Below are 12,704 nucleotides of genomic sequence, written 5' to 3'. Positions count from 1 at the left end.
AAAATCGTCCAGCATAAAACCTACACTGCAAATTTACTTTAAACAGTTAATTCGCCTCTTAGAGGCAGTTCTATTAAACGCACCAGTTCATTTCTATCTAACCCCTGTCCCATCAAATACATCATTTTAGTAGTTGTGGCTTCAAATGTCATATCATACCCGCTAACCACACCCATTTGCTGAAGCTTTTTACTGGTCTGATACATCCCAAGCTCTACTGAGCCACGTTGGCACTGAGTAATATCTACTATCACCTTACCTTTATTAATTGCCTTTTGCAAACAATCAATAAACCATTGCGCCGTAGTTGTATTTCCAGAGCCAAAGGTTTCTAAGATAATAGCGTCTACTGGTGAGTCTGTTATGGCCTTAACGGCCTGAGGCGAAATCCCCGGATATAATTTTAACACGCCAATATTAGAGTTAAATTTCAAATTCAGCTTTAACGCCTTCCCTGGCTGAGGCAAAATATAATTCTTAAAAAAAGAAAGTGTTACCCCCGCCTCTGCCAGAATAGGGTAATTTGGCGACCTAAAAGCTTCAAACTTTTCGGCATTGTATTTTATTGACCTGTTTCCTCTAAACAACTGGTAATCAAAATAAATACATACTTCCGGAATCATTGCCGTCCCATCAGTTTTAGTAGCGGCTATTTCCAGGGCAGTAATTAAATTCTCCTTAGCATCCGTTCTAATTTCACCTATCGGGAGCTGGGAACCCGTAAGTACTACCGGCTTCCCAAGGTTTTCGAGCATAAAACTTAAGGCCGAAGCCGTAAAAGCCATCGTATCTGATCCATGCAAAATTACAAAACCATCAAACTCTTCATATTTATTGTAGATCAGTTGAGCAATATCAGCCCAGATCTCAGGCGTCATATTCGACGAATCGAGTATAGGATCAAAAGAATACACATCAAGATCGTAATTCAACCGCTTCAATTCAGGTACATTTTGCTGAATTTGCTTAAAATCAAAAGGAATTAAAGCCCCCGTTCCAGGGTCGTTAACCATCCCTATTGTACCGCCAGTGTATATAATAAGTATCTTGGTCATTATTAAATTTTAAAAATACTCCTGGAATTTGCTGTTGTAACTAAAGCAACCTCTTCTATACTTGTATTGTATATCTCAGCTACTTTCTCTGCAATATGAACAAGGTAACTGCTTTCATTAGGCTTTCCCCTAAAAGGAACCGGTGCCAGATAAGGAGAATCTGTTTCCAAAACAATATTTGCCAAAGGGATTTCTTTTAATACCTCATCCAATCCGGCTTTTTTATAAGTAACCACACCACCAATGCCTAAATAAAACCCAAGGTTTATGGCTTGTCTGGCTTGTTCAAGGTTACCTGTAAAACAGTGAAAAATCCCTCTCAGCTTTTCGTCCTTCTCCTGTTCCAAAACCTCAAAAACCTCATCAAAGGCTTCTCTACAGTGAATCACAATAGGCAAATCAAGATCTTTAGCCCAGTTAATCTGTTCTATAAAAGCTGTTTTCTGAATTTCCAAAGTCGCCTTGTCCCAGTACAAATCAATACCTATCTCTCCAATAGCATAAATTTCCCTATCTACAATACTCTCGCAAATCTCATCCAGTACCAGCTCATAGCCCTCCTTAACCTCGCAAGGATGAAGGCCTGCCATAGCAAAACAATTTTTAGGGTATTTCTTCAGCATCGCATCTATGCTGGCGATGGATGCAATATCAACATTAGGCAAAAACAGTCGCTCTACATTATTATCAAAGCAACGCTGCATCAGCAATGTTTGTTTTTCCTCGTCCGTTTCGTAATACAGGTGTGTGTGGGTATCTGTTAAAAGCATGAGCAAAGTTAACAAAAAACCATGGTAAGCCGATAATAACAAAAAAGGGAGCGATCTAGAATGATCACTCCCTTTTATTCAAGCTGTGTGTACAGCTAATAAGCTATATTATTTTACTGGAGCTGTTGGGGTAATTGGAGCAATAGTTGCACCAGCTGTTGGTTTTTTAATATCTACAACCTCAATTTCAAAGCAAAGAGGAGAGAAAGGACTGATTCCAGCTTGTGGCTGACCACCTTCTCCGTAACCTAATGCCGAAGGAATGATTACAGTGATTTTTCCACCTTTACCGATTAATTGATAAGCCTCATCAAATCCAGGGATTGCTGCACCGATAGTAAACGGACGTGGAGCATATTTTGCCATAGCATTATATTTTCCTGCTTCTTTAGCAACAGATTCTATTGAAGTATCAAAAATATTGTCTTTACCGTTAGCTTTTTTAGGAAGCAATTTACCGGTATAGTTCAACATAATTGTATCACCCGCAACTGGCTTTTGTGCACTACCTGGAGTATTAATTACATACTGTAAACCAGATGCAGTAGTTTGGGTTTTAAGGTTATTGTCTTCAACAAATTTCTTGATTTTTCCAGCTTCAGAATCTTTTAATTTAGCAATAGTAGCCTGGTAATCTTTTTGGAAAAACTCCTGAGCTTTTTTCTGGAAAGTTGTATCTGCTTCGCCAGCAGCTTTTTTCAATACTTTTTCAATTTTAACAGTAAACACCATATAGGTATCTTTTGCGTTTGCTGGTGGTTTTGGCTGGCCAGAGTGCTTAGCCATAGTATCAAGGTTTAACTTAAATGTTGCACTATCACCTTCGCCAAATAAGTAAAGTACATCGTTCATATCGCCATCATAAGCTTTTTTCCCAACAGGAAATACTTGTGGCTGACCTAAATCAAACGTGCTTACAATTGTTGAATCTTTTTCAGTTTTTTGGATAAAGTTAATCTTAACGATATCACCTTCTTTAATTTTTTCGTTTCCTCCCGATTTGTGTATCTGATACATCAAACCTCCCGGTCCTTTTTTGTAGTTGTTACAAGCAGCTAACCCAAGTGTTGCTGCGAAAAGAATTACTATACCTTTCTTCATGTGGTTGTTTATAAATTATTTTGGTTTTTTATTTATTGTAATAATTGTGTTTTATATTCTATCAATACCGATTTAAATTGCTCAATCGTATCCTCTAAATTCTTATCCGAAAATCCTCCTGCCGCATTCCTGTGCCCTCCTCCATTAAAGTATTTCTTACAAATCTCATTAGCAGGGAAATCGCCGGTAGAGCGCAAAGATAATTTAACTTTATCAGTTCTTTCAATAATAAATGCAGCAAGCCTTATTCCATTTACAGATAAAGCATAATTTACTATCCCCTCCGTATCACCTGTAACTATATTATACTGCTTTAATTCTTCTTTAGTAACAGAAATAATTGCCGTATTAAACTCCCTTAGTATCTCTAACTTGTTACTTATGCAATGTCCTAAAAATCTCAACCTGTTTTCAGTAGCATTATCATATACCAACTGATGAATCCTCCAGTGCTCTGCACCAAGATCAATCAGATCGGCCGCAATGCGGTATACTTCTGAAGTAGCTGATGGAAACCTGAAATTACCCGAATCAGTCATTATACCTGTATAAAGACAGGCAGCAATATCTTTATTCATTTTTGCTCCATCGCCAAGTTCATTTACAATAAAATCATAAACTAACTGAGCCGCAGCACAGGCATTAATACTCCAGTGGCGATAATCATCAAAATCTTCAGGCTCCAGATGATGGTCGATCATTAATTTATAAGCTCCAGATGCCCTTACCAACTCGCCAAGTTCGTTAATTCTAACAAGGCTATTAAAGTCAAGACAAAAGATCATTGCAGCCTCGGCAACCAATGCAGCCGATTGCTCAGGTTGTTCTGTATAAATAATTACATCAGAATTATTAGGCAGCCAATGCAAAAAATACGGATAATCTGTTGGTGTTATCACCTTAACATGATGCCCCAATTGAATCAAATAAGCATATAAGCCCAAAGAAGAGCCCATTGCATCCCCATCAGGTTTATGATGAGTAGTGATCACTATTTTTTGCGGCGTAGCCAGCAATGATTTTATTTCTGAAATAGATAACATAATTTTCGGTCGCAAAGCTAACGAATTAATATTTAATGATTAATTGAACCTATTATATTTCCTCTATAATCCAATTAATTTTGAAAACAGAGTCCCGAGCGACTTAATTTCTTTTACACAGCGGCAATTATATATAAATTTCAAACTTTAATATTAACAGTATTAAATGTAATTTTGCAAAAAATTTGAAATAAATGACAACGAACAGAACTTTTACCATGATTAAGCCTGATGCTGTTGCAAATGGGCATATTGGTGCAATTATTAATGATATAACTGCAGCTGGCTTTAAAATCATCGCATTAAAATACACTCAATTAACGCCTGAAACTGCTGGTAAATTTTACGAAGTACATAAAGAACGTCCTTTTTACGCTGATTTAGTAAGCTTTATGTCTTCAGGACCTATCATTGCTGCTATTTTAGAAAAAGATAATGCAATTGAAGATTTCAGGACTCTTATTGGTGCTACCAACCCTGCAGAAGCAGCTGAAGGTACTATCCGCAGAAAGTATGCAAAATCTATCGATGCAAATGCTGTTCACGGTTCAGACTCAAACGAAAACGCTGCTATTGAAGGCGATTTCTTCTTTACCGCTGCTGAGCGTTTCTAGAAAAAACTCCTAATTACCCTGCATGCTCAAAATTTTAATAACATGCAGGGTAATTATCATAAGTTTGTACCTTTCGGAACAAATTTATTAAAATGAAGAAGATCGCTATCGCACTTTTATTACCACTATGCTCAGTTGCAGCAATTGCACAGACAAGTAAAAAGCCTACCACTACCCCTAAAAAAACAACCGCTACTAAAAGCGTACAAAAACCAATCGCCAAGCCTGTATTTAAATCTACGTTAGACTCGGCAAGTTATTCGTTCGGAATAACAATGGCCAGCAACATGAAAAAAGATGGTTTAAATGCTATCAATTACGACTTAATGATGCAAGGCATGAAAGATGCTTTTAACGAAAAGCCTTTTGCCTTAACAACACAAGCATCACAATCAGCCATCAATAATCTATTCGTAACCCTTAGCAAAAAGAAGTTCGGGCCGGCTATTGCAGAAGGGACTGCATTCCTGGAAAACAACAAAAAACAACCCGGAGTTCAGGTTACTGCAAGCGGTTTGCAATATCAGGTAATTACAAAAGGCACAGGCGCTATGCCCAAAGCTACCGATTCAGTACTTGTACATTATAAAGGAACGCTGCTAAACGGCAAACAGTTTGATAGCTCGTATGATAGAAATGAACCTATATCGTTCCCGCTTAGCAATGTTATTCCTGGATGGACAGAAGGAGTACAACTAATGCCTGCAGGTTCAAAGTATAAATTCTTTATACCATACAACCTTGCCTATGGCGAGCGTGGCGCTGGTCAGGACATCCCTCCTTACAGCACACTAATATTTGAAATTGAACTACTTAAAGTAAACGGACAGTAAATCTAAAACTATTTGTCGTAAGATTTTGTTAGGTACATTAAAACACAAAGCTTATGATAACCAAAAGATTTTTCCCGCTTGCAATTATTGCATTTCTATCAACCACATTAGCCAGTTGCGACTTAATTCAAGGAATTTTTAAAGCAGGAGTTTGGACCGGAGTAATCGTTGTAGTACTGGTACTGGCGCTAATTATTTGGTTGATCAGCAAGATATTTTAAATAAGTAAAAATCACTACAGGAACACAATATCTGTAATCACTTCAGTGCCGGCATGTTCATTTATCTTTTGAATAATGCCGGCTCTAACCATCAGCAATTCATTTTTAACTACCGACGATTCAAGCCTTACAAACAATTTCTTGTGCGCAATGTAGATTTGAGTAGTCCTGTTTGCAACAGCCTTACCCATTAATTCGGGCCAAAAAGCAACAACAGACGTTTCATCAAACCGCCCTTTTAGCCTGTATACATTCAGTAATTTACCAATACCTTCCTTTAAGGTTATATCATTAGGTTTACGCATGATTTACTGATCCGTTATTTACTTCAAATAATGTTACCGGCACATTTATTTTATTAAACAATGCCAAAACTCTTTCTCTTCCTGTATCCGTTATAAAAATCTGTCCAAAGTCATGATGAGACACCATCTCCATCAGTTTATGCATTCTGTTATCATCAAGTTTATCAAAAATATCGTCTAACAGCAGCAAGGGCTTAAATCCTTTATACTTCTGAAGATAAGCATATTGCGCCAATTTTAATGCAATTAAAAACGATTTTTGCTGTCCTTGTGAGCCGAACTTCTTTAAAGGCATTTCTGTAATGGTAAATATCAGATCGTCTTTATGAATTCCTGTAGTTGTTCTTTCTAAAATCTTGTCCTTTTCTATAGACTGGGTAAGTAGCTGTTCAAAAGGAGTATCGCTTAGCTGACTCTGGTATTGTAAACTTACTTGCTCATTGTCATCAGTCAAAAACTGATAATACTTATCAAACAGAGGGATAAAATCCAACATAAATTGTTTCCGCTTAGCAAAAATCTTTTCGCCCGACTGAACCAGCTGTTCGTTATAAATTTCAAGCAACGTAGGGTCATAGCTTCTCGTTATGGCTATCTGCTTAAATAAAGCGTTACGGTTTAGCAGGTGACGGTTATAAAGAATAAGTTCATCCAGATAATGAGTGTCTGTTTGCGAAATCACATTATCCATAAAACGCCTGCGCTCCTCGCTCCCATCAATAATAATATTGGTATCATAAGGAGAAATCATCACCAATGGAAACAGCCCAATATGATCAGCTAACTTATCATACTCTTTCTTGTTTCTTTTAAACTGTTTCTTCTGGTTTCTTTTAACCCCGCAGGTTATTTTTTCATTTTTTTCCTTACGATCAAAATCACCTTGTATTAAAAAAAGATCCTCGGCAGTTTTAATCTGCTGACTATCTATCGGATTAAAATACCCCTTACACAAACATAAATAGTGTATTGCATCCAGCAAATTAGTTTTACCGGCACCATTGTTTCCCACAAACGCATTTACCGTTTTTGAAAAACTAATACTAGCATCTGCGTAGTTCTTAAAATTGAGGAGTGTAATATTTTTTAACCACATATTATCTGAAGCCAAAGTTACCGTTTAGCTTTGTTAAATCAGGCCGGTATACACCTATTTATTTACCACCAAACTTTCCCTATTTTGGCTACAGTTTAACAAGCATTGGCAAAATATTAAACCATTGGTCGGTTCTAATTAACGCTCAGTTCATTAAACTTTATTTAAATACTAAAAAAAGGGGTTGATACTTTAATGTAAAAATGTATTTTTGCAGTCCTTAATTTTTTTAAATAAAATGTCCACAACAGAAAAAGAAATAAATCAACAGGTAAGAAAGGGTTCTTTTTTACAAGAAAACTCAAAAAGCCTTTTGTTCATTGCAGGTGCTATTATTGTGCTAATTGGAATTTACATCTGGTATCAGAATGTTTATTTAAAAAACAGAGCTGAAGAGGCTTCTGCTAAAATGTATAAAGCAGAGCAATTTCTTGGTGTAGACTCATTGGCTAATAAAGCGATAAACGGTGAAGGTGGTTATCCTGGATTTGAAAAAATTGCTGATGAATATGCAAACACTAAATCAGCTAACCTTGCCAATCTTTATTTAGGTGGGATCTACTTGCGTAAAGGTGAGTACAAAAAAGCAATCGAGTCGTTAGGAAAATACTCTGATACTGGAAGCCCGGTTGCAGATCCTTTGGCTTTAGGTTTATTAGGTGATGCTTACAGTGAGTTGAAAGATTACAAACAAGCTATTACATATTATAAAAAAGCCGCTGATAAAGCAAGCAACAAATTCACATCTCCATTGTTTCTTAAAAAACTAGGTTTAGTTTACGAGTCTCAGAAAGACTACAAAGATGCTGCTGATGCTTATAATAAAATCAAAACTCAGTATCCTCAAAGTCAGGAAGCTCAAATGATAGACGAATACATTGCTCGTGCCGAAGCACAAGTAAAATAAGTTATTACAACATTATAGTAGAAAAGGCAAGTGCATATGTACTTGCCTTTTTTGTTTAAACACTTCCTTACTTTTCAATTAAAAAACTTTTACGATTTTTCCATAGCTTTGCCCCATGGCAACACAATTAAAGAACCTCTCTGATTTTTCTCATACAACAGTACCAAACGGAAGTGCTTATAAAATAGCAATTGCAGTAGCAGAATGGAATGCCGAAATTACCGGAAGCCTATACAATGGCGCTCTTGAAACATTAACCAAATATGGTGTTGCTCAAGAGAATATCCTTTCTATTGCAGTTCCGGGTAGCTTTGAGTTAACATCCGCAGCTGATCTGCTTTTACAAAAACATCAGGATCTTGATGCAGTTATCTGCCTTGGTTGTGTAATTCAAGGCGACACCAAACACTTTGATTTCATTTGCGATGCGGTTGCAAATGGCATTACCCAGGTAAGTGTTAAACACAGTAAACCTGTAATATTTGGTGTGTTAACTACCAACAACCAGCAGCAAGCAATAGACAGAGCAGGAGGTAAACACGGGAATAAAGGTGATGAGGCGGCAATTACCGCTTTAAAAATGGCTGAGCTTAAGGCAACAGTCTAAAATTACTTTGATACTTTCTTCTAAAAGATGTAGATTAGAAGAATATATCAATTAAAGACTTACACAGATGAAGAAAGTAGCTATTTTATTACTCGGCGTATTTTTTGCCATATCTGTTTTAGAAGCATGTTCTAACAGGATTTGCCCGGCCTACAATTCCTATCCGGAAGGCAAAAGAAGAAGATGATAACTAAGGCTAAACTTTAGAAAGATATTAGATGCAGTGGAAAAACATTACTGATTTAACTCAAATCAGCGAAATAAAACAAAAAGAAGGTTACAGTTTAATCTTTAAACACAGTACCAGATGTTCTGTTAGCTCTATGGCTAAAAGACGTTTCGAATTAGACTGGGAAGTATTACCAGCCGATACTTCATTATATTTTCTGGATCTGATCAGCTATCGCGACATCTCTGCAGAAATAGCTGAAATTTTTCAGGTTCACCATGAATCTCCTCAAATCCTTTTGATTAAAGACGGCGATTGTATCCTGGACGCTTCTCATAGCGACATCTCTGCAGATGAAGTTGCAGAAGTGATCAACAATTAGCAAATCTACCTTAAAAGTTAAAAGAAATCCTTTGTCAGGGTGCGCTAAACGCGTGCCCTAAACTATCGTTATGCGCTGTTTACCAGAACATTAAGCAATGTTCACACAGTATTTAATTGCGTAAGCATTGTTTAACGATTGTATGATCATTGTTTAAACATTGTATAAACCCCAATACATAACTCATTATCAGTAACTTACAAGGGGGTAAAAAATAACATTACATCAGGTAAACATTTCATTTTTATAACAATTCAAACCTATTGCTTAACTTTGTGCCATGATCGCACTTCCGGTTGTTTCAGAAAACCCAGTACAACGTAAACCAGATTGGCTTAGAGTAAAGCTTCCTGTTGGTAAAGAATATGCACAAGTCCGCAGTCTTGTAGATACTCATAAACTTCATACCATATGCGAAAGCGGCAATTGCCCTAATATGGGCGAATGCTGGGGAGCAGGTACAGCTACCTTCATGATTCTGGGAAATATCTGTACACGCTCATGCTCTTTCTGCGCAGTAGCTACAGGCAGGCCTTTAGCTGTTGATTTGGATGAACCAAACAGGGTAGCTAATTCTGTTAAGCTAATGCAGGTAAAGCATTGTGTTATTACTTCGGTAGACAGAGATGATTTAAAGGATGGTGGCTCAATTATCTGGGCAGAAACATTACAGGCCATCAGAAGAGAAAGCCCTGAAACTACTCTTGAAACACTTATTCCTGATTTCAGAGGTGTATGGGATAACTTATACCGAGTGCTGGAAGAAAGACCTGAAGTGATGTCACACAATGTTGAAACGGTTAAACGTTTAACCAAACAAGTACGTATCCAGGCAAAATACGACAGAAGTTTAGAGTGTTTAAAACGCATTTCAGAATTTGGCTTAAGAACTAAAACAGGTATTATGCTTGGCTTAGGCGAAACAGAAGATGATGTTTTGGAGGCAATGGATGACCTGGTAGCTAATGGGGTTCATATATTAACACTTGGCCAGTACTTGCAGCCTACACGCAACCATCACCCTGTGGTAGACTGGATTCATCCTGATCAGTTTGCAAAATACAAGGAAATAGGATTAGCAAAAGGATTGAGGTATGTAGAAAGCGGTCCGTTGGTACGCTCATCTTATCATGCCGAGAAACACTTGTTTGATTTTTAACCTTCGGTTAATAAAAAACAAATTCTCCTTTGTTCTTGTTGTAGTTTCTGTATATTAGCCAAACCCTTGGGAACTATAAAGAAAATATCGCTATCTGAAGAAGATCTTGTTAGTAAACTGAAAAGTCAGGATACTATAGCTATTCAGGCATTATATGATATGTACTCTGGTGCACTGCTAGGTGTTATCTCAAGAATTATTCAACAAACTGAAGTTGCCGAAGATCTGTTACAAGAAACCTTTGTAAAAATATGGAACTCTGCAGGCAGCTATGACAGTTCAAAAGGCCGACTATTTACCTGGATGATGAACATTGCACGTAACCTTTCTATAGACAAGTTACGCTCAAAAGATTTTAAAAATGCAGGTAAAAACCAAGATATAGAAAATAACGTAGATTTCATTGACGCACAAAAAGAAGTTACCTTTAATGCGGATATTCTGGGAATTAAAGATATGGTTACCGCGCTTAAGCCAGAATTTAATGAAGTATTAAACATGGTGTATTTTAAGGGATATACACATATAGAAACGGCAGAAGAATTAAATTTACCATTAGGTACTGTAAAAACACGTATCAGAATGGCTATTATGGAATTAAGAAAGCATTTTAACTGAAGTGGAAGAAGTAAAAGCATATATTGAATCAGGCATACTTGAACTTTACGTTCTGGGGCAATTGAATGCTCAGGAACATGCTGAAGTTGAAGCAATGGCATCAAAATATCCTGAAATAAAACAGGAAATTGAAGCTATTGAAATTGCTATGGAACAGTATGCGTTACAAAATGCCATACAACCTTCTGCTGACCTGGAACGCAAAATTCTTGATAAAATAGGTGCTACTGAAAGTCGTGAAGAAACCATCCCGGTAGCTGAGCCAATTAAAGCAAGTGAACGTGTTAAGGAAACAGTAATTGTACCTTTGAATACGGCACCTTACGAATCCAAAATAAAATCGTTGCGAATTGCGCTGGTAGCATGTATTGCACTTCTGGTAATGAGTATTGTTGCGCTTTATTCTGCGCACAATCAACTAGGTGATGCAAAAGAGCAGATTGCCGCTCTAAACCTTAATAACGAGAAGTTTACAAGTACGGTTAATTTCATGAAGCAAAGCAATGCCGACCTGCAAAAGATTATTGACATGAACAATGATCCGGATTGGAAAACTGTGAAACTAGCAGGAACTGTGATGGATCCTAACGCCAAAATGACGGTATATTGGCACGCAAAAGGTAAACATGTGATGGTAGACAATTCAAAAATGGATTTACCCGCCAATGATCAGCAACATCAATATCAGCTTTGGGCTATTGTAAATGGCAAGCCTGTTGATTTAGGGGTATTTGATGTTAAAGCCGACTCTACGCATATTCTTGTAGCTATGAAAGAAATTGGCTCTGCTGCAGCATTTGCGGTAACTCTGGAGAAAAAAGGTGGCAGTGCAAGCCCTACCATGAATCAAATGATCGTGATGGGGAACGTTTCTATCTAATAATCTCTAACCCAGAAAATCTTTTACAGTTTTTGGAATCTGCATAGCAACCTGAGATGCAGTAACATTAAAAAAGCTGTTGGCCAAATCATCACCAGCCTTGCCATGAAAATAACAACCTAATATTGAAGCATCCTTTGCGGGATAACCCTGGGCAACATAAGCAGTAATTATACCCGTAAGCACATCGCCCATCCCCCCCTGTGCCATGGCCGGATTGCCCGTAGAATTGATAAGCACCTCTCCGCGTTGGCTTACAATAAACGTATATTGATTTTTAAGGACAATGACTATTCCAAGTTGTATGGCCTTTTTTCGTGCAGTCTGCAACCTGTCCCACCAATTTGTATGCTTGCCAAACAAATTATCAAATTCTTTTACATGGGGTGTTATTATAGAATGTTTTTCAATTACCGCCAGCAGGTCTGGTCTTGATGCCAGTATATTTAATGCATCTGCATCTGCAATAAAGTCTCTTTTTAAGGCAAACAACTGCGCTAAGGTTTGCTCAGCTTTTGCTCCTTTGCCCAAACCCGGGCCTATTGATATGGCATTATATTTAGTTAATGCATCGCTTTTTAAAAGCGCCTTCCTTTTTACGAACATTACTTCGGGCAGGGATGTGTTCAAAGCCACCAGACCGCTTTCGGGCATTGAAGTGGTAGTTAATCCTGCTCCGGCATAAAGACAACCTTTAGAAGCCAGCAATGCGGCTCCCATAGTTTGCGGGGCACCTGCTATAATTAATGCATGACCATAAGTGCCTTTATAAGAAAAAGCAGTCCTTGTTTTAAACAGTTTTTTGATATCCTCAGATTCTATGAGCCGATATGGGGATGTTTCTTCTTCTTTAGTATTCTGCTTACCCAAACCTTTCCCTACAACCTGTACTTTGCTGTACGGATCTGAATCCGGAATAAAAGAATTTAAAAAAGCTGTCATAT

At 37.4% G+C, this 12,704-nt stretch carries 16 protein-coding genes; 9 read left to right on the top strand and 7 right to left on the bottom strand.

Annotated features, from left to right (window positions below):
- Nucleotides 1-38: 38 nt before the first annotated feature.
- From CPT03_RS21045 to CPT03_RS21030, 4 genes are all read right to left on the bottom strand, one after another.
- On the bottom strand, nucleotides 39-1,055 hold the full coding sequence (locus tag CPT03_RS21045; RefSeq protein ID WP_099440672.1) for an asparaginase: 1,017 nt from the start codon (nucleotides 1,053-1,055) through the stop codon (nucleotides 39-41).
- Nucleotides 1,056-1,057: 2 nt separating this feature from the next.
- On the bottom strand, nucleotides 1,058-1,825 hold the full coding sequence (locus CPT03_RS21040; protein WP_099440671.1) for a TatD family hydrolase: 768 nt from the start codon (nucleotides 1,823-1,825) through the stop codon (nucleotides 1,058-1,060).
- A gap of 108 nt (nucleotides 1,826-1,933) precedes the next feature.
- Nucleotides 1,934-2,926 carry an FKBP-type peptidyl-prolyl cis-trans isomerase gene (locus tag CPT03_RS21035; protein WP_099440670.1) on the bottom strand — a complete coding sequence of 331 codons (993 nt, stop codon included), beginning with the start codon at nucleotides 2,924-2,926 and terminating at the stop codon, nucleotides 1,934-1,936.
- Between the two features lie 32 nt (nucleotides 2,927-2,958).
- Nucleotides 2,959-3,969 carry a DHH family phosphoesterase gene (locus tag CPT03_RS21030; RefSeq protein ID WP_099440669.1) on the bottom strand — a complete coding sequence of 337 codons (1,011 nt, stop codon included), beginning with the start codon at nucleotides 3,967-3,969 and terminating at the stop codon, nucleotides 2,959-2,961.
- Between the two features lie 194 nt (nucleotides 3,970-4,163).
- Here CPT03_RS21030 and CPT03_RS21025 point away from each other — a divergent pair, with 194 nt between their 5' ends.
- The 3 genes from CPT03_RS21025 (at nucleotide 4,164) to CPT03_RS22915 (ending at nucleotide 5,637) form a co-directional block, all read left to right on the top strand.
- Complete coding sequence (locus CPT03_RS21025) at nucleotides 4,164-4,583, top strand: nucleoside-diphosphate kinase (RefSeq protein ID WP_099440668.1); 420 nt, start codon at nucleotides 4,164-4,166, stop codon at nucleotides 4,581-4,583.
- A 92-nt stretch (nucleotides 4,584-4,675) separates the two neighbouring features.
- Nucleotides 4,676-5,416 carry an FKBP-type peptidyl-prolyl cis-trans isomerase gene (locus CPT03_RS21020; RefSeq protein WP_099440667.1) on the top strand — a complete coding sequence of 247 codons (741 nt, stop codon included), beginning with the start codon at nucleotides 4,676-4,678 and terminating at the stop codon, nucleotides 5,414-5,416.
- A gap of 53 nt (nucleotides 5,417-5,469) precedes the next feature.
- Nucleotides 5,470-5,637, top strand: coding sequence for a hypothetical protein (locus tag CPT03_RS22915; protein WP_172954205.1), 168 nt, complete (start codon nucleotides 5,470-5,472; stop codon nucleotides 5,635-5,637).
- Nucleotides 5,638-5,651: 14 nt separating this feature from the next.
- Here CPT03_RS22915 and CPT03_RS21015 read toward each other — a convergent pair whose 3' ends face one another.
- Both CPT03_RS21015 and recF read right to left on the bottom strand, forming a co-directional pair.
- Entirely contained in the window at nucleotides 5,652-5,942 is a 291-nt protein-coding gene (locus CPT03_RS21015) for a DUF721 domain-containing protein (RefSeq protein ID WP_048907487.1), read from the bottom strand.
- Nucleotides 5,935-7,038: a DNA replication/repair protein RecF gene (recF, locus tag CPT03_RS21010; protein ID WP_099440666.1), complete on the bottom strand. Its 1,104-nt coding sequence runs from the start codon at nucleotides 7,036-7,038 to the stop codon at nucleotides 5,935-5,937. Before recF ends, CPT03_RS21015 begins: the two co-directional genes overlap by 8 nt.
- A gap of 238 nt (nucleotides 7,039-7,276) precedes the next feature.
- Between recF and CPT03_RS21005 the strand changes: the two genes are divergently transcribed.
- The 6 genes from CPT03_RS21005 to CPT03_RS20980 all read left to right on the top strand — a co-directional run bounded on the left by CPT03_RS21005 (nucleotide 7,277) and on the right by CPT03_RS20980 (nucleotide 11,760).
- Nucleotides 7,277-7,945, top strand: a complete 669-nt coding sequence (locus CPT03_RS21005; protein WP_099440665.1) for a tetratricopeptide repeat protein — start codon at nucleotides 7,277-7,279, stop codon at nucleotides 7,943-7,945.
- 115 nt (nucleotides 7,946-8,060) lie between these two features.
- Entirely contained in the window at nucleotides 8,061-8,552 is a 492-nt protein-coding gene (gene ribH / locus CPT03_RS21000; RefSeq protein ID WP_099440664.1) for a 6,7-dimethyl-8-ribityllumazine synthase, read from the top strand.
- A 218-nt stretch (nucleotides 8,553-8,770) separates the two neighbouring features.
- A complete protein-coding gene (gene ytxJ / locus CPT03_RS20995; protein WP_099440663.1) occupies nucleotides 8,771-9,103 on the top strand; it encodes a bacillithiol system redox-active protein YtxJ in 333 nt (110 codons plus the stop codon).
- 280 nt (nucleotides 9,104-9,383) lie between these two features.
- Nucleotides 9,384-10,262 (top strand): lipoyl synthase, encoded by an 879-nt coding sequence (gene lipA / locus CPT03_RS20990; RefSeq protein WP_099440662.1) that lies wholly within the window; start codon nucleotides 9,384-9,386, stop codon nucleotides 10,260-10,262.
- A 66-nt stretch (nucleotides 10,263-10,328) separates the two neighbouring features.
- Nucleotides 10,329-10,880, top strand: coding sequence for an RNA polymerase sigma factor (locus tag CPT03_RS20985; RefSeq protein ID WP_099440661.1), 552 nt, complete (start codon nucleotides 10,329-10,331; stop codon nucleotides 10,878-10,880).
- Between the two features lies 1 nt (nucleotide 10,881).
- The gene (locus CPT03_RS20980) at nucleotides 10,882-11,760 is read left to right on the top strand and encodes an anti-sigma factor domain-containing protein (protein WP_099440660.1); all 879 of its coding nucleotides are present in this window, start codon (nucleotides 10,882-10,884) and stop codon (nucleotides 11,758-11,760) included.
- A 6-nt stretch (nucleotides 11,761-11,766) separates the two neighbouring features.
- On the opposite strand, the gene CPT03_RS20975 is transcribed toward CPT03_RS20980, so the two are convergent.
- Nucleotides 11,767-12,702, bottom strand: a complete 936-nt coding sequence (locus CPT03_RS20975; protein WP_099440659.1) for an NAD(P)H-hydrate dehydratase — start codon at nucleotides 12,700-12,702, stop codon at nucleotides 11,767-11,769.
- Between the last annotated feature and the right edge of the window lie 2 nt (nucleotides 12,703-12,704).

Origin of the sequence: Pedobacter ginsengisoli (assembly GCF_002736205.1) — a bacterium.
Classification (GTDB): Bacteria; Bacteroidota; Bacteroidia; order Sphingobacteriales; family Sphingobacteriaceae; genus Pedobacter; species Pedobacter ginsengisoli_A.
Note: the sequence above shows the minus strand (reverse complement) of the source record. Positions and strands in the feature narration are given on the sequence as shown.

What these genes read in the sequence shown, in the direction of transcription:
- CPT03_RS21020 (WP_099440667.1), top strand. Translation starts at nt 4,676, where the DNA reads ATGAAGAAGATCGCTATCGCACTTTTATTACCACTATGCTCAGTTGCA.
- ribH (WP_099440664.1), top strand. Translation starts at nt 8,061, where the DNA reads ATGGCAACACAATTAAAGAACCTCTCTGATTTTTCTCATACAACAGTA.
- CPT03_RS21030 (WP_099440669.1), bottom strand. Translation starts at nt 3,969, where the DNA reads ATGTTATCTATTTCAGAAATAAAATCATTGCTGGCTACGCCGCAAAAA.
- CPT03_RS21040 (WP_099440671.1), bottom strand. Translation starts at nt 1,825, where the DNA reads ATGCTTTTAACAGATACCCACACACACCTGTATTACGAAACGGACGAG.
- lipA (WP_099440662.1), top strand. Translation starts at nt 9,384, where the DNA reads ATGATCGCACTTCCGGTTGTTTCAGAAAACCCAGTACAACGTAAACCA.
- CPT03_RS21015 (WP_048907487.1), bottom strand. Translation starts at nt 5,942, where the DNA reads ATGCGTAAACCTAATGATATAACCTTAAAGGAAGGTATTGGTAAATTA.
- CPT03_RS20975 (WP_099440659.1), bottom strand. Translation starts at nt 12,702, where the DNA reads ATGACAGCTTTTTTAAATTCTTTTATTCCGGATTCAGATCCGTACAGC.
- CPT03_RS21025 (WP_099440668.1), top strand. Translation starts at nt 4,164, where the DNA reads ATGACAACGAACAGAACTTTTACCATGATTAAGCCTGATGCTGTTGCA.
- CPT03_RS22915 (WP_172954205.1), top strand. Translation starts at nt 5,470, where the DNA reads ATGATAACCAAAAGATTTTTCCCGCTTGCAATTATTGCATTTCTATCA.
- recF (WP_099440666.1), bottom strand. Translation starts at nt 7,038, where the DNA reads ATGTGGTTAAAAAATATTACACTCCTCAATTTTAAGAACTACGCAGAT.
- CPT03_RS21045 (WP_099440672.1), bottom strand. Translation starts at nt 1,055, where the DNA reads ATGACCAAGATACTTATTATATACACTGGCGGTACAATAGGGATGGTT.
- CPT03_RS21005 (WP_099440665.1), top strand. Translation starts at nt 7,277, where the DNA reads ATGTCCACAACAGAAAAAGAAATAAATCAACAGGTAAGAAAGGGTTCT.
- CPT03_RS21035 (WP_099440670.1), bottom strand. Translation starts at nt 2,926, where the DNA reads ATGAAGAAAGGTATAGTAATTCTTTTCGCAGCAACACTTGGGTTAGCT.
- ytxJ (WP_099440663.1), top strand. Translation starts at nt 8,771, where the DNA reads ATGCAGTGGAAAAACATTACTGATTTAACTCAAATCAGCGAAATAAAA.